A 21,438-nucleotide genomic window follows, 5' to 3' on the forward strand; every position below is an offset into this window, starting at 1 on the left:
GGCCGTTTTGCATGCATTACAGTATGCGAATGGCGTATGCAATTGGGGTTGACATCGGCGGTACCTTTACCGATTGTGTGGCAGTCGACACGCAGGGCAACATCATCCAAAGCAAGGTGCCCTCGACGCACGCAAGCTCCCCCGACGAGGGGGTGATAGCGGGAGTGCAGAAGCTGGCCGAGGCCGCGGGACGGGAAATCGAGGAGTTTCTCGCGGATACCGAGGCCTTCGGCCACGGCACCACAATCGGAACGAACCTGGTAGTGGAGCGGCTCGGTGCCCGAGTCGGGCTCGTGGCCACCGCCGGCCATGGAGATGCCCTTCTGATGATGCGCGGGCGAGGTCGGACCGCGGGCATTTCCAAGGACAAGTTGCTCAGTGTGCGCGACACCGACAAGCCGGATCCTCTGGTTCCACGCGAGCACGTCGTCGAGGTGATCGAGCGCGTCATCAAGGACGGCTCGGTGTTGGTTCCCCTCGACGAGCAACAGGCCCGGAATGCGTTGCGCTTGCTGCTGGATCAAGACATAGAAGCAGTGGCCGTCGCGTTGATGTGGTCCTTCCGAAACCCGACGCACGAGCAGCGGATTCGGGAACTGATCCACGAAATCCGTCCGGACATCTACGTCAGCATTTCCTCTGAGATCGCTCCCCGGATCGGCGAATACGAACGGACCGTGGCAACCGTCATCAATTCCTACGTCGGCCCCCGATCCAGCCGTTACCTGAAGAAGCTCGAGTCGGAGTTGCAGAGCCGCGGCTTGGATGCTCCGGCCTTCATCATGCAATCGAACGGTGGGGTGGCCCCACTGGCGTCAGCCGTCGGGGCGCCGGTCAAGACGATCGGATCGGGGCCCGTCGGCGGTCTTACAGGCACTGCCTCCATAGCTGCGCGCCTGGGGCATCGCAACGTCATCGCCACGGACATGGGGGGGACCTCGTTCGAGGTCGGTCTCATCATAGATGGCAGCCCGCTGCTCGTCGGCGAACAAGTGATCGAGCAGTACACCTATCGGGTGCCACAGCTCGACGTTCGTTCGATCGCCTGTGGCGGCGGCTCCATCGCCCAGGTCGATCACATCAGCCGCGGCATCAGGGTCGGTCCCGAATCTGCGGGATCGTATCCGGGACCGGCCTGCTACGGTGCCGGCACGCTTCCGACGGTGACAGACGCCGATGTCGTTCTCGGACTGATCGATCCGGACCAGTTCCTGGGTGGTCAGATGAAGCTGGATCGCACGGCTGCCGAAGCGGCCGTCCAGCGCCTGGCCGACGAACTGGGAATGAGCCTGGAGGAGACCGCTGCAGGCATCCTCAAGGTCAACAGCTTTGCCGCCGCGACGCTGATTCGTCAGCGGACCTTGGAACAAGGCCTGGACCCGCGCGACTTCATGGTCTACGCCTTCGGCGGTGCAGGACCCGTGCACGCCTTCGCCTTCGCGCACGAGCTCGGCGCCCGAGGAGTGCTCATACCCCTTGGTAACGGGGCCTCGACTCTTTCGGCGTACGGCATCGCGGTCACCGATGCAAAGCAGATCTTCGAGGAGGAGTGCTCGATCAAGGCGCCTTTCGACGTCCGTGCGCTTCAGGATGTCTGTACTCGACTCGAGAACCGTGCCGTCACCACGATGACCGAGGGGGGCTTCGCCCCGGAGGACATCCGTCTCGAGCGGACCGCGCTCGCCCGCTACGCAGAGCAGTACATGCAAGAACTGCCCCTGCCGCTGCCGGAAGGGGGGGTGAGCGAGGAAAGACGGAGTTCATTGGAGAGCGCGTTCGCGGCAGAGTACGCACGGCTCTACGGAGCCACGGCCGTGTCCGGCTTCCAACAGGTCGAGATCTTCTCCGTCCGCGTGATCGCCACCGCTGTACGGCACGCCGGTGCCCTCGAATCCGAGCCCCACGAGGCCGGTGGCGGTGCGGCGGTGTCGGTCGGCACGCGGGAGATCTTCTGGCCGGATGAGGGCAGGTGGGTCACGACGGACGTCTACGACGCCCCGCCCGCGCACGGCCTGGCCGTTCACGGGCCGGCCGTGGTGCAACTGCCCCATACAACGATTTCCGTTCCCCCCGGACAGTTCCTCGAGACGGACCGCGCCGGAAACTGTGTGCTCACCCGGAGAAAGGAACTGTCGGCATGACCGCCAACACCGTCGAGACTCCCCAGGGCACTGTCCCGTGGGACGGGCGTCAGCGAGGCTACATCCCCTCCAACCCACCTGTGATTCATCCGGCAATCACGCTCCACACATCGGCGCAAACGGATGTCGACCCGGTAACAGCCGAGGTCGTCCGCTACGCGCTGATGAACATCAACCTCGAGCACGCGGATCTCATTCAGCGCCTGGCCGTCTCTCCGGTCGTCATGCTGTCCCGTGATTTCCAGTCCTCGATTCTCACGGAGGTCGGTGACCTCGTATATCTCGGCTCGGGAGTCCAGTACTACTCGAACTTCCATTCGCTGATCGTCAAGTACATTCTCGAGCACCATCAGGCCGAGACGCTCGCCGACGGTGACATGCTGCTGTGCAACGACCCGTACATCGGGTGCGCCCACCAGTGCGACACCTCGCTCGTAGCACCGATTTTCGTCGACGGCGAGCTGTTCTGCTGGATCGCCAACTCCATGCACTTCCAGGACCTGGGCGGCACGGTGCCGGGCAGCCTGTGCGTGTCGGCGGAGGACTGCTGGCAGGAGTCGGCGATCTGGACTCCGATCAGTCTCGTCGAGAGGGGCCGCGTCCGGACCGACGTCGAGGATCTGTTCGTACGCCAGAGCCGATTCCCGGACGTGACTCGTATGGATCTGCGCGCGGCCTACGGTTCGCTGGAGACCACGCGAAAGAAGATCGTCGCGCTCGTGGAACGGTACGGTGCGGCTGTCGTCAAGGGCATCATGAATCGAGTGCTGGACGCCGGTGAGGAACTCTTCGTCGAGCGCCTCGCCAAGATCCCCGACGGTCGCTGGTCCTACCGGGCCTCCATGGAGGGATCGGTCCCCGGTGACCACGAGTTCTACCGCTACCAGATCAATGTGACCAAGCAAGGCGACCGGCTCATCGTCGACAACGAAGGCAGCGATCCCCAGGTGGGTGCCATCAATGTGACGTATGCCGGGATGAGCGGGTGCGTCCTCGCCTCCTTCACGTCACAGATGTTGCCGGAGATGGCCGGCGCGTTCGGCGGGGCCTATCGGCGGATCGAGTTCCGGCCCACACCGGGAACCGTCTCCTGCGCAGACCATCCCGCGGCCGTGAGCGCCTCGGCGGTCTTCACCCAGATGCACGTGCTCAACGTGGCGGCGACGCCGGTCTGCATGATGCTTGCCGCGGGAGACGACGAGACTCGGGACCTGATTCTCGGGGCGCCGACACCCAACCTGTCATCCGTCCTGGCAGGAGGAGTGCGGGACGACGGCAAGCCCTTCATGCTCATGGACAGCAACGGACTGATGGGCTCCCTGGCTGGACGTGCGTCCCGTGACGGGGTCGACGTCGGTGGCCAGTGGTGGATTCCGGATTCGATCGCCTACAACTCCGAGGAGATGGAGGCGCAGACTCCCTTCCTGGTGCTGAGCCGGGTGCTGCTTCCCGTAGCGGGCGATGGTGCCGGCCGCTGTCGTGCGGGCGTGGGTATGCGAGAGACGTTGATGGCCCACGGGATCGCCGGGGGAGCATTGGTCGTCCACCAGAACGAGAACGTCCCTCGCGCGGCCGGGTTGTTCGGAGGAAATCCCGGCTCGCTGGCCACGTGTCGCTTCAAGCGCAACAACGATGCGCTGGAACAACTGGCGTCGGGTGCGCTTCCGGTGTCCATCGAAGACATCCACGGGGACGAGGTCGAGCTCGAATTCAAGGGCGGTCCGGAGACACTCGCGAACGGTGACGTCATCGAGTGGGTCTCGCCGGGTGCGGCGGGCTACGGCGACCCCCTCCTGAGGGATCCGCAGGATGTGCAGAAGGACCTCGACGCGAGACTGATCACAGAGGAAGCCGCGGCCGCAGTTTACGGCGTGGTCTTCGCCGACGGCGTGGTGGATTCGGAGGCCACTGCGAGGGCACGTGCCGCTGTCCGACGCGAACGCCTCGGTGGGATCGAAGCCGGTGAGTGCGTCGAGCCGCCTGCAGGGGCGCGCCGTATCGGTGAACTCCTCTACATCGTCAATGGTCGCTGGTGGTGCAATGGTGCCGATCTCGGAGACCAGTACGAAAATTACAAGGATCGCGCCGTGACCCGGGTGGTGCCTGTCCGCAAGATCGCGGCCGAATTCGAGGTCGCCAACCACGAGATCGCGGATCGCTGGGAGTTCCGTGAGGCCATCTGTCCGGTCACGGGTTTCCGCATCGATGCCGAACTGGCAATGGTCGGCGAGCCGTCACTGCACGACGTGATCCCCGCAGGGGCCTGACCAACCCGGTCATCCGGTAGCCACACCGGATCCGAATGGACTCATTCCCGCGCCGGAACGGCGGCGTCCGAGGACGGACGTCGTCGTTCCGGCCACCGCGTCGAACCGATACGTCCTGCCCCCTTGGTGACAGATCTCGTTGTAGCCCAATCACACCGATATCACCTCAGGCCGGACGCACCCGAGAAGGGTTCGAATGGTGTCGGATGCAGCCCGCTGGTCGTCACATGAAGTTGCGGGTGTGAAGTGCTGAAAGTTCGACCGCCTCGGCCCCGGAGAACCCCAGGCGGAGAAGGCGTCTCTGGCGGCCTTCATCCATCCTCTTGTTGAGGTTCGCGACGGCACGGTGGCCGCGAGCGATTGCGGCCGGAGTCCATTCTCCGGCCGCGAGCAGCACCAGGGAGTCGAACACGTCGGAGTTGAGCGCCACCGTGGTGGCAAGGACATCGTGACGACGTTCGACTGCCCCCCGGAGGCGTCCGCGCAGCGACGGGTCGTGACTCGCTTGATGCTCGAGGTGCGCGACACCGAACGCGACGTGCCGTGCCTCGTCGACGCGGGCCAAGCGTGTGACTGCTCTGGTGATCGGGTCCGGAGCATACTTGTCGAGGAACGACAACAGCGAGAGGAAAGTACCTTCCCCCAGAACCGACAGCAGGAAAGTAGCCAAGGAGAAATCCGGCTCGTCGAGAAGGCTGGCCAACGATTCTCGACCCCCGACCGACGATGTGCCGAGCTCCCCACCGCTCAGCACCGCGCGGCGTCGGAACACTTCCATGTGCCGGGCCTCGTCGGCAGCCTGCACCGCAAGCAGCTGCTGGACCTCGTAGAAGTAGGGATGGACCCGTGCAAGGAGCCGCGCCGGAATGACGAGTGCCGCCTGCTCGTTTTCGATCAGGTAGGTCATGATCTGCACGACCGCCCGCTCGATGTCGCCGGGAACGTCGATCTCCGACGCCCAATCTACTGCAGATGCGGGATCCCACTGGGCTGCCGCCGCATGAGCATAGAGCCGTGGTGCGAGGTCCGCCCACACCACGTCTCGATCGTCGAGATCGAACGGTACGGCCGGCCCTCCAGGTTCGACCAGCGCCCCTCTGGCAGCCAGACCCCAAGTGGGATCCGGTCGTCGAACGAGTGCGGATGCACTGGAGGAGCCGGCCCGTTCGGCATTCAGCCACCGTGCGAGCTGAGCTCCCCCTCGCACCACCTCGTATGCGCCCGACTGCTCGGTTGGTTCGAATCTGTGTCCCTCCGCGCGGCACCAGGAGCGAAGGTCGACGCCCAGTGCGGGAGCCGTGCCGACGACCGTCGCTCTGCCGCCCACAGGAACCTTTTCGAGAAAATGGCGGACCAGGAGATGAGCGCCCTGATCGAAACTCAGACCCTCGAGGTCCAAGCGAATCATGGTCGGTAGTCCTGGTCCGTCAGATTGCCGTCCGCATCGAGAAATCCGGCCTCGTCCACAGCGCGCTCGAGGGATGCGTACGCCTGGGTCCTCCCGACCCTCCACTCCTTCAGGCCCTCCAGTTCCAGGAGAGAGCGCACTTCCGGATCGGCATACGACATCGACAGGAGCAGTTCGGTGAAACGGTCCGCGGTCTTCTTCGGAATCGAATCGGCGACCGTCATGTTGCAGTGGTCGTACGAGCCGGTCTGCGCCACGATTCGGACTGCCCCCACAGGGAACGTACCTTCTCGACCGAAGAGCATGTGGTTCGAGTCGATCATGCAGCAGGCGTCGACTTCGCCACGAAGGAGTGCCCGGGCGGCGTCCCGCTCTCCACCGATGTGGTCGCCGTGCAGACCGACCCCGACGTCGAATCGGCGTACTTCCAAGTTCTGTCCCGGCACGAGCCCTGCCGACCGCAGGTGCGCCAAAGGGATGAGTGTTGCCTGGGGCGAATCCACGGCTCCCACCCCTACGGCCCTTCCCGACAATTCCGTCACGTCTCGGATCTGCGAATCCGCCCGCACGACAATTACGGATGTCAGATCCTGGTCCGAGTCCCGCATCACAGCGGGCCGGACGACACGACCCGCGCGAGCGGCCATCCGCACCGTTCGGACCCAGGCGAGGGGCGAGTTCCACGCTGCGTCGATCCGGCCTTCGACGAGATCGACGACCTGCCGCTCGTAATTCGAGTAGAGGACGTAGTCGAAATCGAGTCCGTGATCTCGGAACCACGCGCGAAAGCCGTCCCATATTGTCACCACTTTGGGGTCGTACGCGACCGCCCCCATCAACAGCGGGCGCGACATCAGGCGGGCTCCTCGTCGAACAAGGGAAGCCCCAGCGACAGGCGGCCGACGAAGTCGCGGAGCGCCTCCGATGTCGGTGCCATCACTCGAGCAGCAAGCGAGTCCCGGAATTGGCGTTCGATGCCGAGTTCCTTCCGGAAGGCCGTCCCGCCGCACAGTTTCATCACGCCGTCGCTGACTGCGGACGCGGCCTCCGCTGCGACGAGTTTCACCTGGAGGACACGCAGAATCGCGTCGTCGCGGTCGCCCTCGAGTGCGCTCAGGGTGTCGTTGACGAACGCGCGGGTCGAATCGACCTGAATCCTCAGATCTGCAAATGCGCTGCGGGGGAGCACCTGAGAGGCGAGGTTGGTGTCGAGATGCTCGAGCCGCGAGTGTGTCAGGTGGGCGGCCGCCTGGTCCAGCAGAGCCTCCATCAAGCCGAGTGAGAAGGCGGCATTGAGGAGCAGGAATCGGGGAAGGATGACGCCCAGGGCGATGTTCAGCCCGTCGCCGTCCTCCCCCAGAATGGCAGTCCGTGGGACCAGCACTGCCTCGGCCCGCATCGGCCGCGACGCGTTGCCGCACAGCCCGAGCCCGTTGAAGCTGCCGTCGACGCGCAGGCCTGCAATGCCGTCGGGTACCGACCACAGGGTCATCCCCCCGGTCGCGGCATTTCCGACGGGTCGGCTCGACCAGACATAGATGTCGGCCTCTCCAGCCGAGGTGACCCAGCTCTTTCGAGCATCGAGGCGAATTCGGTCACCGTCGGATATTGCCGTCGACATGGGCGCCCAGAAGTGACTGCGGGACCCGGTCTCGGAGAAGGCCAAGGTGCACAAGCCCCGGCCCGTCGCGACCTGCGCCTGCTGTTCGGGGGATCCGTGAGTGTCGATCACGGCCGAAGCCGCGTAGTGCATCATGAGAGTCATCGCGGTCGAGCCGCACGCCGATGCGACCCGTTCGATCACCTCGACTCCCGCGGACAGGGGAGCGCCACCGCCCCCTGCTTCGGAGGGGCTCATGAGACCGAGCAGTCCGTTCTTCGCGAGAGCAGCGAGCGCCTCGCGCGGATACTCACCCGTCTCGTCGATGCGCTGGGCCGAAGGGCGAACGATATTCTCGATGATCGCGCTCAATCTCGCGTCGAGATCGTGGTCCACGGCAGTGCCGTCGGTCATGGATGGATTCCCTTCGAATATCGGGCTGAAGCAGTAGCGGTCGGTCCCTCCCGTCGGTCGAAAATTGCGGTGGGAGGAGTACCGTCATTTCTCGGAGATGCTCAATGCCTCATTCGGGCAGCCCTCTACGGCGGAGATGATCAATTCCCGATCGCTCTCGGCGAACGTGCCCTCGGTGGGCAGGCTCAGTACCCCGTCCTCGGTCACCTCGAAGACCTGGGGGGCAATCGACTCGCACAGGCCCAAGCCCTGGCACTTCCTTCGATCGACGTACACCTTGGCCATGATGGTTCCCTTCTCGCCTGAACTTGTGATCCGGCATACCAGAGTATGCCTTATTGCATGCATATTGGAAGAGCGGCACGTCCCCTGTCACACCGCGGCAAGAACGGTCGTGGCCGCTGCCATCAGTGCGGCGGCGTGCTCGTCCGGCGTCCGCCCGTCGGGGCGCGGCACCTCGATACTCAGGGGGAGATCGGCGGGCAGTGCCCGAATCGTCTCTACCAGCGGGAGTACGCCCGCGCCCGGGTCGAGTCGCGCCGATATGGCCTCAGCGCGCGCCTTGACCGGGTCGCTCTCGGCGCCGGCACGACTCACGTCACAGATCTGGGCCACGGTGAGGTATCGCGGAGGGAGTGCGGACAGGTCGCTGACGGTTGCGCCGGTCCTGGCCAAGTGCAGGGTGTCGACGAGGATGTAAGCATTTTCGGCTTCCGACCGATCGACGACGGTTCGTGCATCGTCGAGGGTCTTGACGCCACTGAAACCCATGAACTCCAGCACGCAGGACAGCCCGTACTCGGCGGCGGCTCCTGCCAGTTCGGCCAGAAGGTCGGCATTGCGGTCGAGGTCGGGTTCGTAGCTGGTGACCCCGACAGAACGAGCTCCGAGCTCGGCTGCAGTCTCGAGCATGGCTTGTCGGGGAGTGAGTACTCCGTCCGCGGGGCTGAAGCGGAACACCTCCGCGTCCAAGAGCTGCACTCCTGCGTCGTCCAGGGCGCGGCGCACCTGGCGAATGCCCGTCGCATTGCCCAGCAGATCGTTGTCCACGCCGCTTCCCGGAATTGCGGCCAGGCGAAGCCCCACGGACCGGAAGCCTGCCTTGCCTGCGGCTCGAATGGCGTCCACGGGATGCGATCCGATCAGGCTCAGGGCGGCGAGGGAAAGCTCTTGCATAATTTTCGACCTCATTGCGTTGATGAAGAATTGTATGCAGAATAGCCTAAACGATCGCCGTAACGGCGGTCTCGTATCTGAGGCCCGAGGCCGGATGCGAAGACGCACCAGCCGCTTTCGAAAGGCAAGCCGACGTATGACGAAGTACAAGACGATCGAGGTCGCCGAGGATGCGGGGGTTGCCGAGATCATCCTGTCGCGTCCGGAGCGACTGAACGCCATCGACGAGGATGTACGTCCCGAGTTGATCGATGCGCTCACCGACCTCGGTTTCACCAAGGGGATCCGCGCCGTCGTACTCGGCGCACGGGGCAAGGTGTTCTCCGCGGGTGGCGACTTCGAGATGATGAAGCGACGCAACGGAGATCCGGTCGGGGCCGAGAGGGGCTCCCTCGACGGCAGGCAACTGTTGCGCACCATCTTCGAGGTGCCGGTTCCTGTGATCGCGGCCCTGCAGGGTCATGCGGTCGGGCTGGGATCCACCATCGCGCTCTCGTGCGACGTCGTCGTGGCGAGCAAGGGGGTCCGCATCATGGACTCGCACGTCAAGATCGGGCTGGTCGCGGGGGACGGCGGAGCGGTGGTGTGGCCACCGAGTGTCGGGCTCATCCGCACCAAGCGGCACCTGCTCTTCGGGGATCCGGTGTTGGCCGAGGACGGCTATGCCATGGGCATGGTCTCGGACCTGGTGGAGACTCCCGACGAGGTGCTGCCTCTGGCCAGGGATCTGGCTCGCCGGCTGGCGGAACTCCCACCCCTGGCCGTTCAGGGGACCAAGCGCACGTTGAATGCTGCACTGGCTCAGCAATCGACCGGCGTGCTGGATCTCGGCCTGATGCTCGAGCTCGGCACCATGCAGAGCGAGGATCTGCTCGAAGCCATCGATGCCTTCGAGAACAAGCGGAAAGGTCACTACACCGGTGCGTGAGCTCACCGGTCTGTTCAACTTACGCTCGGCTCGATATCATGCAAAATAATATGCACACACCCGTCCTCCTCCCTACAGATTGGGTAGAGTCATGACTGCTGCAACCATCCCTGCGTTCCCCGCTCGTCGAAAGTGCCCGTTCTCTGCTCCGGACGAGTACGCGCAGTGGCGCGAGCACGACAAGCCCGTCAAGGTGCAGTACCCCAACGGGACCGAGGTGTGGGCCGTCACGAGGTACCAGGATGTCAAGGCGGTGCTCCACGACGGTGAGAGAACCACGGCGAACAAGCTGGCGCCGGGCTTCCCGCAACAGCGCAAGGGCGTCATCGCCCTGACTCAGGACGGCAACCTGGAGTACCTCGACGAGCCCGAGCACGGTCGGCTGCGCAGGATGATGTCGCCCGACTTCACGGCGCGCAGGATCTTCTCCAATCGGGGTGAGCTTCAGCGGATTGTCGACCTCGCCATCGACAATATGCTGGAACTGGGTGGTAAGGCCGATCTGCAGCAGGCATTCAGCCTTCCGGTCCCCAGCCTTGTCACGTGCAACCTTCTCGGGGTTCCCTACGAGGATCACCACTTCTTCGAAGAGGTGACCGGGGTCATGCTCTCGACTCAAACCACCGCGGAGAAGTTCAAGGCCACCTTGGACAGCCTCGTCGACTACCTTCATGGAATTGTGAGGAGGAAGGTGGACGCGCCGTCCGAGGACGACTTGATCGGCCGTCTCATCATCGAGCATGTCCGCAACGGCGAACTCACCTATGACACCATCGTCAATCTCACCCTCCAGCTCCTGGTGGCCGGCCACGAGACGACCGCAAATCAGATCTCGATGGGCGTCCTTTCTTTGCTTACCGACGACGAACTCCGGGCGACGATGCTGGCCAACCCGGACATGTGGCCGCGCGCGGTGGACGAGCTCCTCCGAATCCACTCGGTCACGGACGCCGTCATGATCCGCATGGCCACCGCAGACATCGAAGTCGGAGGCCAGCTCATCAAGACCGGCGAAGGAATCCTTCCCCTGGGCGCCGGCGCCAACCACGATCCGGACGTCTTCCCCGAGCCCATGAAGGTCAAGCTCGACCGGCCGAAGGGCGTTCACCACATGGGATTCGGCATCGGTATGCACTCGTGCATCGGTCAGAACCTGGCTCGCACCGAACTGGAGCTTGCGTACAAGACCCTGCTGGAGCGAATCCCCACGCTGAGACTCGCCGTCCCCGAGGAAAAGCTGGATTACAAGCACGACGGTTTCGTCTGGGGTGTGCACTCCCTTCCCGTCGAGTGGTGACAGGCGGTCTCCGACCGACAGCGAACCGGCGTCCCGGCCCGGATCCCCCTCCCGTCGCGGCGAAGATGTGAAACCTTCGACACCGCTGGTGGCGACGGGTGAGGACGGCCTCCGGTATCCGCTGCGCGTGAAGCGCCGGTCGGACGGATCTCCGGGGTACTTCACACAACAATGTCTATGGATAGGGTAGCTTCATGAATTCACGGTCTGATCAAAGTCACTCGTCGCCGCAGTTCTCCGTTCTCGCGCCGCTCGGGGAACGGAGGCAACAGGAAGGCAGCCTGGCTCCGCGCTTGTCGACATTGTCGGGCAAGCGGATCGCATTCGTGTTCGACTATGCGTTTCGGGGCGACGAGATGTTCGCCCGGTTCATGGAACAGGCGCACGAGCGGTTCGCGGATGTGACATTCCTCGATCCCGACAAGTTCGGCAACTTCCACGGTCCCGCGGAGGAAGGTGAAGAGGCTCTGGAGCGCCTCGCCGAGAGCCTCGAGAGCCAGGAGTTCGACGCCGCCATCGTCGGCGTCGGTGCTTGAGGCAGTTGCACGCCTGCCGTGTTGCGGGCTTGCGTTTCGATCGAGCGTGCAGGATTGCCCTCGGTCGGTTTGATCGGAAGTGAGTTCGTGCCGATGGCCGAACTGACTGCCAAGGCGTTCGGAATCGCCGGGGTACCACTGGCCGTGTACCCGGGTGTGATCATGGCCGACTCCGACATCGACTTCCATGCCAAGGTCGCCAACGCCATGGTGCCTGCGATGTTCGATGCACTGCTCAGCGATCGAGCGGCAGCGGTCGACGGATCGGTCGAGCACATAGCCGCCGGCGAAGTGGTTTTCACCGGCGACTACGACGAGGTCCTGGAGGAATTCACGAGGCGGGGCTGGACCGAGGGTCTGCCCATCGTTCCGCCTACGCGCGAGCGCGTCGATGCGTTCCTGGCATGCACAGATCTCGCTGCCACCACCTCGCTGGGCAACCTGCGCTCGTCGAATACCGAGGCAACGGTCCTGTCGGTCGCGGTAAATGGTGTGATGGCGGGATGCCGTCCCGAATACATGCCGATTCTCGTTGCGGTTGTGGAGGCTTTGGCCGATCGGGCATTCGGTGTCGAGGACGCTGGGAGTACGCCCGGCTGGGAGCCCCTCATCACGATAAGTGGGCCGCTGGTAAGGCAGCTGGGCTTCAACTCCGGTGCGGGTGCCTTGCGCGTCGGCAACCGCGCCAACACTTCTGTCGGCCGGTTCCTGCGCCTGTACATGCGCAATGTGGCAGGCTTCCGGCCCTACCCCGACGAGTCCGACAAGGGAGCGATCTCCTACACGTTCAACGTCGCACTCGCGGAGGACGAAGAGGTGACGAATGAGCTGGGCTGGGCCCCGCAACGGGTCGATCGGGGCTTCGGGCTCGAGGACACCACGGTCACCCTGCGCAGCGTGTCCGCGATCAGCGCTCCGATCTACAGCAGCGGTGAACGGGCGGACGACAATCTCAGGGTGATCGCGCGCACCGCCGCCGAGGCGCTCGGCGGATGGGCTGGGTACACCTACCTCAACGGTGGGCAGTTCCCGTTGGTGATCCTCGGACCGGCTATCGCCCGGAATATTGCGGCCGACGGATGGACCAAGGACCGGGTGAAGCAGTACCTCTACGAGAATCTCGTGATCGATGCCGCATGGGTGCAGGAATATGCGCGCGGAGTGAGCGGGCGCAACTTCGACTGGGGTCTGCTCGCCGACGACGGCCGCGCCCCCGAGGAATACCGGTACGCCATCGAGGAGAAACTGATGGTGCGGGGCACCCTGGGGCCGGATGCATTCGACATCGTGGTCGCGGGCAATCCTGGTCGCAACCAGTCACGGGCCTACATTTCCAACCAGATTCAAGGTAGGCCGCTGACCAAGGCGGTAAAGCTGCCGGCGTCGTGGGACGAGATTCGGGAGCGCTTGTCCCAGCCATGAGGAGTCGCGGGTGCCCTGTCCTGGCAGGGCACCCGCAGGGCTTCCATTCCTCAAATTGTGTGCAATAATGTATTCACACTTGATGCGAGGAGAGATCATGAGCAACATGGCTGTCGAGAAGGCTCTCGAGACGATCCGGCCGAGCCTGGGCGCGGACGGCTACATTCTGAAGGTAGGTGAAAGCATGCCGGACAGCGTCGAGGTCGTTCTCGAGGCGCTTCCCGATGCATGCAGTGATTGTCTGGTCCCTGACGCGGTGCTCCTGCAGATCCTTCAGGTGGCGATCAAGGACAACGGAGACAACCGGTCGGTTCGACTGAGCAAGGTCGGCTTCGACGGGGCCGAGTCCCACTGACACGCCGCTGCCGACGAGAGTTGTCCCGACGGCCGCCGCAATATTCCCGATGTAGGAATACTGCGGCGGCCGTTGCCGTCTCGGACCGCTCGGCTACAGCGCGCCCGGCAACTCCGAGTCCATGCCGGAACAGGAGACTCCTGACGGGCCCGAACAGGCGATGACAAGACCGCACCGGCGATCCGGATCACGGCTGCTTCGGTCGGAAAGATCCCTGCGGGTGCGGAGCGGTCCGGCGGACGTCGACCACAATGCCTTTGAGTCGCCCCGCCGCAGGGAGGCCGGGAATTGCGGTCGACTCGGCACCACATCCGGGAATTCGGCGCGAAAGTGGAGTCCTGCAGTTCGCAAGAGCTTCGATTACGTCACCCGGCAGCTCTGGTGACCGATTCGGTGACTCGGAGCTGCCGGGTGTGTCGTCGGCTCATTCAGCCGGGCTGAGAAGCTCGGCCAGTTCCAGCGCCTGCAGGGTGGCGAATGCCGCGCGCCGGGGAGCATAGGCATCACCCAGGAGGTGCACCTCTGGATGAACACCGCTCAGTTCGTGGAACAGGCCGTCCTCTGGGACAGAGCCGCACGCGAGCACGACGGTGTCCACGTCGGTCAGATCCCACGTTCGACCACTATAGATGTGGGACAACGTGATCGACCTGCCGTTCACAGCCGTCAGCCTCGCACTGGGTATCGTCTTGACGCCCTGGGCATCCAGACGCGCCAGAATGGCGCCGATCGTGTATTTGCTCACGAGCGATGAGGGGCCGGGCGAGGCATGAACGACGGTCACGTCCAACCCCAGCGACGCGATGTGGTCGGCTACCGTCAGGGGCAGGCTGCGGTCGTCCTCCGAGAGAAGTACGACCCGGCCGGACGGCACCGCGACCCCACGCGCGACGTCGTACGCTGTCACAACGTTGGGCTGGTCGAGGCCGGTGGCCAACGGGCGACGCGGTGTGGCTCCTGTCGCGACCGCGACGATGTCTGCTTCGGCGGCCAGGACGTCGGCGGCAGTCGCGAACTTGTTCAAGACGACGTCGACGTCCAGCGACTTGAGTCGTGCACCCTGCCACTGGATCCAGTCCGGATAGTGATCCCCATGGATACGCAGGCGTCCGGCTGCGGCGAATTGACCACCGAGCGCGGATTCGCCCTCCCACAGGCGGACGTGATGACCACGCTCGGCCATCTGAGCGGCGAACTCGGTGCCTGCGGGGCCGCCACCGATGACCAGGACGTTCTTGACTTCCTTGGCCGGGGCCGAATCGGGATATTCCGCCCGACCCGCCCGCGGGTTGATGCCGCAGCCGAACGACATGCCCTCGGCCATCCCGCGGTCGATGCACTCGTTCATGCCGATGCAGTGTCGCGTCTCTCGACTGCGACCCTCGCGGGCATTGCGAAGGAACATGGGATCAGCGATAGCCGCGCGGGCCATCCCCACCAGGTCGGCCTGGCCGGCGGCCAGAATTTCCTCGGCGCGTTCGACGGATGCGACACGACCGACGTAGATGACCGGAAGGTTGGTCGCTTCCTTGATGCGTCCGCACGTGGGGGCCCACTCGCCTTCCTTGAAGAAGCCCGGCTGGATATAGGGTAAGCGCCCCCAGTTGTCCCCTGCGACGAAGCTGAAGTAGTCGACAGTCCCGTCTGCCGTGAACGCGCTGACCAGTTCTTGGACGTATTCGACATCCTGGCCGCCTTCCACCGTCTCCTCGAGGTTCAGGCGCAGACCGAGGGTGATCGGTCGTCCGACACTGTCCCGCATCCGTTCGACGATCTCGCGAACCAGGCGTCGGTTGTTCTCCAGGCTCCCGCCATAGGCATCCGTACGCTTGTTGGTGAAGGGCGACAGGAACCATTGCAGAAGGTCGTCGTGACATGCGTGTAGTTCGAGGGCATCGACCCCCGCGTCTGCGACGATCTTCGCGCTGGCGGCGTACTCGCCGACGAGCCAGTTGATCTCCTCGAGCGACGTAGCGTGGGGAATCCTGTGTTCGAAGAATCCCGACAGGGCATTGGACGGGCCTAGCGGTGTGCCTCCCTGAATCAGGAACTGTTGCGTCACATAGGCGCCCGACGAGTGGACCATATCGGTGAAAGTGGCGAGCCGGGAGGCGAAGTTGACTGTGCGAATCGTGCCCGCCTGGTTGGCGCCGACTCCGGTCGCCTCGAAACCGGGATTGGCGGGGCTGGCCACGAAGGCAGGGCTGCCGCCGATCCATTCGGCGCCGCCGTCGATGCGTGTCTTCCAGTACGCCAGAAAGCGCTCGAAGAGTGGGCTCGGACCGGTCAACGAGCCACCCCCACCTGCATGTGTCGGGACGACGACGCGCTGAGTGAGGTCGAGAGTTCCGACCTTCACGGGACTGAAGACGTGTGGTAGGACGCGCGAGACGGCCATCGGTGAGCGAGCTCCTTCGGTGAGAGTCCGGGCGTGTCCTTGCCCGGATGGGGTTCAGCTGTCGCGCGGCCGGCTATATCCTGAGCGAGTAGACGGGGTCCGTCTTGTCGCGCTTTCCAGGGAGGGTCAGGGCCGCGCGAGACCCCTCGGTTTGCTCGGTCGACGGGCCGGTCTGGTTCCACTCGTTCGTGATGCGCCGATGCACAATCCGCCACACGCCGTCGCGTCGCTCGAAGTTGTCGAGATACCTTCCACCGCAGAGGTATTCGTGTGGCTTGTCCAGAGTTCCCTCCTCCTTGGCCCGCTCGGCGTATTTCTCGCCGAAGAATGTGGACAGGGACTCCCAGCCGGCGGGGACCTTGTGGTAGCCCCAGTACGACGACTCGCAGATGGCCTTGTCTCCCTCGACCTCGATCAGCGGGTTCGTCACCTGATGCTGCCCGTATGACACGTTTACTGCCATGCGCTCGAGTACGTGCTCGGCGAACTCGTGGGCATTGCCGACGAAGTAGCCGTGCTCATCGATGGCGTCGGAGTGATACACGGATTTGAGAACCTCGAGGTCCTGCCGGTCGACCCCCCGGCAATACGTGTACAGGACCCGTTCGATCTCCTGGCGGTCCCACATGAGTTGGAGGCGTGCGTTCCAATCGATCGTCACTTGTTCTCTCCTCAGCTGCGAGCGTGATATTCGGCAATTTTGCATGCTATCGGCGGCAAGGGCAATAGGGGAGGAGGTACGGTCGGCGCGTACCGAGCGGGCGGATGACCTCACAGCCGTCGAAGTTGGGACTGCGATAGCATAGCTGCATGCATAATGGTCGACTATGTGGACGTTTCTGGGGTGGAGCTGATCCTTCGCATGCTGCAGCCGCGGGAGAGGAAGGAGTGTGCCCATGAGGTTCGGTGCGGTTCTGCCGACGCAGGAGGTCGGAAGCGATCCGATCGCTGTCCGCGATTACGTCCAGGCGGTCGAGGGGCTCGGCTTCGATCACCTCGTCGCGTACGATCACGTGCTGGGCGCAGTCCAGGAGTCACGGGAACCCCCGCTGACCGGGCCCTATGACGAGAAGGATCCGTTTCACGAGCCGTTGGTCCTTTTCGGTTTCCTGGCTGCATTGACAAGCACCCTGGAATTCTGCACGGGAGTCCTGGTCCTGCCGCAGCGGCAGACCGCGCTTGTGGCGAAGCAGGTCGCAGAGGTGAGCCTGCTCTCCGGGGGTAGGATTCGGCTGGCTGTCGGCACGGGGTGGAACCACACCGAGTACGAGTCGCTCGGTCAGGACTTCGACACCCGCGGTCCGAGATTGACCGAGCAGATGAAGCTTCTGCGCAGGCTGTGGACCGAGCCTGTGATCGATTTCGAGGGCCGATTCCACCGGGTCGATCGGGCCGGAATCCTACCGCTACCCGAGGTGCCGATTCCGCTGTGGTGCGGGGGTAAGGCCCGGCCGGCCCTCGAGCGGGCAGCGCGGCACGGGGACGGCTTCATGTGGGGATCGACCCGTCCCGAGGTTTTCGAGCAGGCTCCCGTCGTCCTCGATCTCGTCGCCGGATACGGCCGTGATCCCGCCACCTTCGGACTGGAGGCGGTCGTGGACGTCACCGCCGGCGAGAAGGAGTGGGAGCGTCGCCTGACCGCGTTCGAGATCGTCGGTGGCACGCACTTTTCGTTCCGAACCATCAGCACCGCTGCGGAGCGGATGCACATTCGAGATCCGGCCTGCACTTTCGTGAGTCAACACATCGATGCACTCGAAAGGTTTGCGAAAACATGCATGTGACTTCCCAGCCACCCCAGGGTGACTACGCTCGTGCCTTCGAGCGGAGCCTCGCCGACCCGTCTGCCTTCTGGGCGGAAGCTGCCCGATCCATCGATTGGATCTCCTTTCCCACACGAATCCTCGACGACACCGACGCCCCGTTCTATCGCTGGTACTCGGATGGTGAACTCAATGTGTGCTACAACGCGGTCGACCGCTACGTGGAGGCGGGCCGAGGCGAGCAGGCGGCCATCTACTACGACTCACCGGTGACGGGCCGGAAGTCGACAATCACCTACTCGCAGTTGCTGGCGCGCGTGCGTGCCGTCGCGGGTGGACTGCGTGGACTCGGCGTCGAGAAGGGCGACCGCGTACTGATTTACATGCCGATGGTTCCAGAGGCTGCCATCGCGATGCTCGCGTGTGCGCGGCTCGGGGCTGTCCACTCGGTCGTCTTCGGTGGATTCGCACCTCAGGAACTCGCCGTGCGCATCGAGGACGCTGCACCGAAGGTGATCCTCTCCGCCTCGTGTGGAATCGAACCGTCCCGTGTAGTGCACTACAAGCCGTTTCTGGACGAGGCGATCGAACGGTCGACTCGGAAACCGGAACGCTGCGTCATCCTTCAGAGGGAGCAGGGGCGCGTCGAACTGGGAGAACGCGATCTCGACTGGGCGGAGTGGGAATCGAGCGAGGCGGCCGCAGCAGGTGCCGACCCCGTGCCGGTTGCGTCCACCGACCCTCTCTATATCCTTTACACGTCGGGTACGACGGGAAAGCCGAAGGGCATCTATCGCGACAGTGGCGGGTACGCGGTCGCGTTGCGGTGGTCGATGGAGAATCTCTACGACGTCGCACCGGGCGAGACGATGTTCACCGCAAGCGATGTCGGTTGGGTGGTCGGCCACTCGTACATTGTGTACGGGCCGTTGTTGGCCGGGGCTACGACCGTCCTCTACGAGGGGAAGCCGGTCGGCACTCCCGATGCCGGTGCATTCTGGCGCGTTGCGTCCGAGTACCGAGCCGTGGCCCTCTTCACCGCACCTACTGCGCTGCGCGCCATCAAGAAGGACGATCCGCAGGCGGATCTTCTCGCCGGGCACGACCTGTCCGAGTTCCGCACACTCTTCCTCGCCGGTGAGCGTCTCGACCCGGACACGTACCACTGGGCCACATCGAGGCTCGGTGTACCGGTGATCGACAACTGGTGGCAGACCGAAACCGGGTGGCCGGTCGCATGCAACCCGAGGGGGATCGAACTCATGCCGGTCAAGCCAGGCTCGCCGACGAAGCCTGTTCCGGGATACGACGTGCACGTTCTCGATCAGGACGGCCGACAGGTCGAACCGGGTACCGAGGGCGCGATCTGCATCAAGCTGCCCATGCCGCCGGGCACCCTTCCTACCTTGTGGCACGACGACGAGCGGTACGTGAGTTCGTACTTGTCGACGTACCCGGGCTACTACCTCACCGGCGACGGCGGTTACATCGACAAGGACGGCTATCTGTTCGTGATGGGTCGGACCGACGACGTGCTCAACGTTGCCGGGCACCGGCTTTCCACCGGTTCCCTCGAAGCCGCGCTCGCGGGACACGACGCGGTGGCGGAATGCGCGGTCATCGGGGTTCGCGACGACCTCAAGGGCCAAGTGCCGCGTGCTCTGGTGGTGCTCAAGTCGGGAATCGACGGCGAGGCCGACGGCCCTCGCATTCGTGCCGAGCTCGTCGATCGGGTCCGGACGGAAGTGGGTGCGGTGGCTGCGCTCCGCCGGGTCGACATCGTTTCGGCACTGCCGAAGACGCGCTCCGGCAAGATTCTGCGCAGAACGATGCGCGAAATGGCTGACGGAGGCAGTCCGGTGGTTCCGGCGACCATCGAGGATTCCGCCGTCCTCGACACCCTCGAACCCGTTCTTCGGGGTTCGTGATCGGGATCGCTCTCGATTTCAGCGGACCACGACGCGGTGCCCTGCATCGATTCGCCGCGTCCATCCTCGCGCGTCGAGATGTTCGAGGAGAGGCAGCGCTACCCGCCGGGTCGTGCCGAGCGCCTGGCGGGCCTCGCTCGTGGTGAACGGCTGGGGTAGGGCAGCGAGGACGCGCATGGCCTGCGCGGGAGCCAGAGGCAACAGGACGACGTCGTCGCGCCCGGCTTGGCCGACTCGGATCAGGCGACCGAGCCGGATCGCCGCGGCGATCTCGCGAGAACCCAGGCCTGCATTCGTGAGGTCGCCGCGTTCCGGTGCAGCGAACGGAGAGGCGGCGAGTCGTTGCTCGAGAGCGCGAAGCGCATGCTCGGCCGGACCCAGCGACGCCACCACACCTGGTGCCTGTAGCCGCCCGTCGATGACCTCGACGTCGACGCCCGCCAACACGAGCGGCATGAGGGCCGGGTCGGGGAGGTGGATGGCAGCCCGGCCCGCGCCGACACTGAGCGTCGGGTCGAGCGGCTCTGTCTCGGCTCGCTCCGCCAGCGCCTGCACCAGGTCCTGACGCCACTGTGCGAGTGCCTCGGGGGAGACGAGCCAATCGCCGTAGGCGATGACGCCGTCGGGTAAGGACTCTTCGTGGCCGGACCGCAGAACTCCCAATTCCCGGGCGTCGGCCATATGCAGGGCTCCGCGTCGTGAAACCTCACGCTGCAAGTCCGGCCGATGCGGCGCCTGCGCGAGCGTCTGTGCCCACTTCGCTGCCGCTCCTCGTCGAGTCAGCGCGGGTGGATCGATGTCGAGCACCACAAAGCCCTGGACCGAGTCGTGTGCCCCGGGATTGCGGAGGATACCCCGATCGCCCGTCGTCAGAGGCAAGGGAATACGTAGAGTCAGTCGTGCGGTGTCGGCGCCCAAAGGACGGATCCGAGCCGAGACGCCGGCGGTCCCCACATGCACCATGACTTCCTGGGCGGATTCGCGCGGGTCCGCGCTCATGCGTACATCCAGGACGGAGATGCTGCGCCATCCCCCGGGCGTGACCAGGGCGTCCCCGCGGCCGACGGCACCGGCTGGCAAATTCCGTAGATTGAGTCCTACGCGGGCGACTGCTTTCACCCGGGTCCGTGGCCTACCGAGCGACTGCACACCTCGAACCCGCACCCGACGCCCGTTGAGCAGGAGTTCGTCGCCCACCGCGACGGTTCCCTGACTCAGGGTGCCGGTCACCACTGTGCCACTGCCGTGGATTGTGAAGGAGCGGTCGACCCATAACCGGGCCGGGCCCTCGACGTCCGAAGGTGGAAGGGAACCGACAAGATCGTCGAGGCGGCTCCGCAACTCGCTCAGTCCCTCTCCGGTGAGAGCCGACACCGCGACGGCCGGCGTGTCACGCAGGCTCGTCCGAGCCAGCGCGTCGCGCGCTTCACGCAGCGCCGGACGGGGATCCGCCAGGTCTGTTCGGGTGACGACGAGCAGGCCGTGTTCGATTCCCAGTGCATCCGCGGCGGCGAGATGTTCGGCGGACTGCTGTCGCCAGCCCTCGTCCGCGGCGACGACGAACAGAGCGGCGCGTAGAGGCCCAAGTCCCGCAAGCATATTCGAGACGAAACGCTCATGTCCTGGGACGTCGACGATGGCAAGGTCCGCACCGGAGGGCAGCCTGGTCCAGGCGTAGCCCAGGTCGATCGTCATGCCGCGCTGGTGCTCCTCGGTCCAACGGTCCGGTTCGATTCCGGTGAGAGCACGGACGAGAGCCGATTTGCCATGATCGACGTGCCCGGCGGTCGCGATCACGTACATGG

At 64.6% G+C, this 21,438-nt stretch carries 17 protein-coding genes; 9 read left to right on the forward strand and 8 right to left on the reverse strand.

The window, feature by feature from the left end:
• The first annotated feature begins 29 nt into the window (after window positions 1–29).
• Together G6038_RS10265 and G6038_RS10270 are read left to right on the forward strand one after the other, a co-directional pair.
• Complete coding sequence (locus tag G6038_RS10265; RefSeq protein WP_165037562.1) at window positions 30–2,141, forward strand: hydantoinase/oxoprolinase family protein; 2,112 nt, start codon at window positions 30–32, stop codon at window positions 2,139–2,141.
• Window positions 2,138–4,408 carry a hydantoinase B/oxoprolinase family protein gene (locus G6038_RS10270; protein WP_165037563.1) on the forward strand — a complete coding sequence of 757 codons (2,271 nt, stop codon included), beginning with the start codon at window positions 2,138–2,140 and terminating at the stop codon, window positions 4,406–4,408. The genes G6038_RS10265 and G6038_RS10270 overlap by 4 nt, the downstream gene beginning before the upstream one ends.
• 223 nt (window positions 4,409–4,631) lie before the next feature.
• Here G6038_RS10270 and G6038_RS10275 read toward each other — a convergent pair whose 3' ends face one another.
• From G6038_RS10275 to G6038_RS10295, 5 genes are all read right to left on the reverse strand, one after another.
• Complete coding sequence (locus tag G6038_RS10275; RefSeq protein ID WP_165037564.1) at window positions 4,632–5,816, reverse strand: ferritin-like domain-containing protein; 1,185 nt, start codon at window positions 5,814–5,816, stop codon at window positions 4,632–4,634.
• A complete protein-coding gene (locus G6038_RS10280) occupies window positions 5,813–6,670 on the reverse strand; it encodes a PhnD/SsuA/transferrin family substrate-binding protein (RefSeq protein WP_165037565.1) in 858 nt (285 codons plus the stop codon). Before G6038_RS10280 ends, G6038_RS10275 begins: the two co-directional genes overlap by 4 nt.
• Window positions 6,670–7,830 carry an acyl-CoA dehydrogenase family protein gene (locus tag G6038_RS10285; RefSeq protein ID WP_165037566.1) on the reverse strand — a complete coding sequence of 387 codons (1,161 nt, stop codon included), beginning with the start codon at window positions 7,828–7,830 and terminating at the stop codon, window positions 6,670–6,672. Before G6038_RS10285 ends, G6038_RS10280 begins: the two co-directional genes overlap by 1 nt.
• An 84-nt stretch (window positions 7,831–7,914) precedes the next feature.
• Window positions 7,915–8,115, reverse strand: a complete 201-nt coding sequence (locus G6038_RS10290) for a ferredoxin (RefSeq protein ID WP_165037567.1) — start codon at window positions 8,113–8,115, stop codon at window positions 7,915–7,917.
• An 87-nt stretch (window positions 8,116–8,202) separates the two neighbouring features.
• The gene (locus tag G6038_RS10295) at window positions 8,203–9,006 is read right to left on the reverse strand and encodes a TIM barrel protein (protein ID WP_165037568.1); all 804 of its coding nucleotides are present in this window, start codon (window positions 9,004–9,006) and stop codon (window positions 8,203–8,205) included.
• Window positions 9,007–9,142: 136 nt separating this feature from the next.
• Here G6038_RS10295 and G6038_RS10300 point away from each other — a divergent pair, with 136 nt between their 5' ends.
• The 5 genes from G6038_RS10300 to G6038_RS10320 all read left to right on the forward strand — a co-directional run bounded on the left by G6038_RS10300 (window position 9,143) and on the right by G6038_RS10320 (window position 13,544).
• Window positions 9,143–9,934 carry an enoyl-CoA hydratase/isomerase family protein gene (locus G6038_RS10300; RefSeq protein WP_072636763.1) on the forward strand — a complete coding sequence of 264 codons (792 nt, stop codon included), beginning with the start codon at window positions 9,143–9,145 and terminating at the stop codon, window positions 9,932–9,934.
• A 91-nt stretch (window positions 9,935–10,025) separates the two neighbouring features.
• The gene (locus G6038_RS10305; RefSeq protein ID WP_165037569.1) at window positions 10,026–11,231 is read left to right on the forward strand and encodes a cytochrome P450; all 1,206 of its coding nucleotides are present in this window, start codon (window positions 10,026–10,028) and stop codon (window positions 11,229–11,231) included.
• A 194-nt stretch (window positions 11,232–11,425) separates the two neighbouring features.
• Complete coding sequence (locus G6038_RS10310) at window positions 11,426–11,767, forward strand: hypothetical protein (RefSeq protein WP_165037570.1); 342 nt, start codon at window positions 11,426–11,428, stop codon at window positions 11,765–11,767.
• A 93-nt stretch (window positions 11,768–11,860) separates the two neighbouring features.
• The gene (locus tag G6038_RS10315; protein WP_165037571.1) at window positions 11,861–13,189 is read left to right on the forward strand and encodes a hypothetical protein; all 1,329 of its coding nucleotides are present in this window, start codon (window positions 11,861–11,863) and stop codon (window positions 13,187–13,189) included.
• A 106-nt stretch (window positions 13,190–13,295) separates the two neighbouring features.
• The gene (locus tag G6038_RS10320) at window positions 13,296–13,544 is read left to right on the forward strand and encodes a hypothetical protein (RefSeq protein ID WP_165037572.1); all 249 of its coding nucleotides are present in this window, start codon (window positions 13,296–13,298) and stop codon (window positions 13,542–13,544) included.
• A gap of 424 nt (window positions 13,545–13,968) precedes the next feature.
• Here the strand turns inward: G6038_RS10320 and G6038_RS10325 are convergent, their stop codons facing one another.
• A complete protein-coding gene (locus G6038_RS10325; RefSeq protein WP_165037573.1) occupies window positions 13,969–15,942 on the reverse strand; it encodes an FAD-dependent oxidoreductase in 1,974 nt (657 codons plus the stop codon).
• A 73-nt stretch (window positions 15,943–16,015) separates the two neighbouring features.
• Window positions 16,016–16,603, reverse strand: a complete 588-nt coding sequence (locus tag G6038_RS10330; RefSeq protein ID WP_072636757.1) for a nuclear transport factor 2 family protein — start codon at window positions 16,601–16,603, stop codon at window positions 16,016–16,018.
• A gap of 235 nt (window positions 16,604–16,838) precedes the next feature.
• On the opposite strand from G6038_RS10330, the gene G6038_RS10335 reads away from it, so the two are divergent.
• Window positions 16,839–17,726 carry an LLM class F420-dependent oxidoreductase gene (locus tag G6038_RS10335; RefSeq protein WP_165037574.1) on the forward strand — a complete coding sequence of 296 codons (888 nt, stop codon included), beginning with the start codon at window positions 16,839–16,841 and terminating at the stop codon, window positions 17,724–17,726.
• Window positions 17,717–19,633, forward strand: coding sequence for a propionyl-CoA synthetase (locus G6038_RS10340; RefSeq protein WP_165037592.1), 1,917 nt, complete (start codon window positions 17,717–17,719; stop codon window positions 19,631–19,633). The genes G6038_RS10335 and G6038_RS10340 overlap by 10 nt, the downstream gene beginning before the upstream one ends.
• A gap of 18 nt (window positions 19,634–19,651) precedes the next feature.
• On the opposite strand, the gene selB is transcribed toward G6038_RS10340, so the two are convergent.
• Complete coding sequence (gene selB, locus G6038_RS10345) at window positions 19,652–21,436, reverse strand: selenocysteine-specific translation elongation factor (RefSeq protein WP_165037575.1); 1,785 nt, start codon at window positions 21,434–21,436, stop codon at window positions 19,652–19,654.
• Window positions 21,437–21,438 lie beyond the last annotated feature (2 nt).

This window comes from Rhodococcus sp. 14C212 (assembly GCF_011058195.1).
GTDB classification, from domain to species: Bacteria; Actinomycetota; Actinomycetes; order Mycobacteriales; family Mycobacteriaceae; genus Rhodococcus; species Rhodococcus aetherivorans.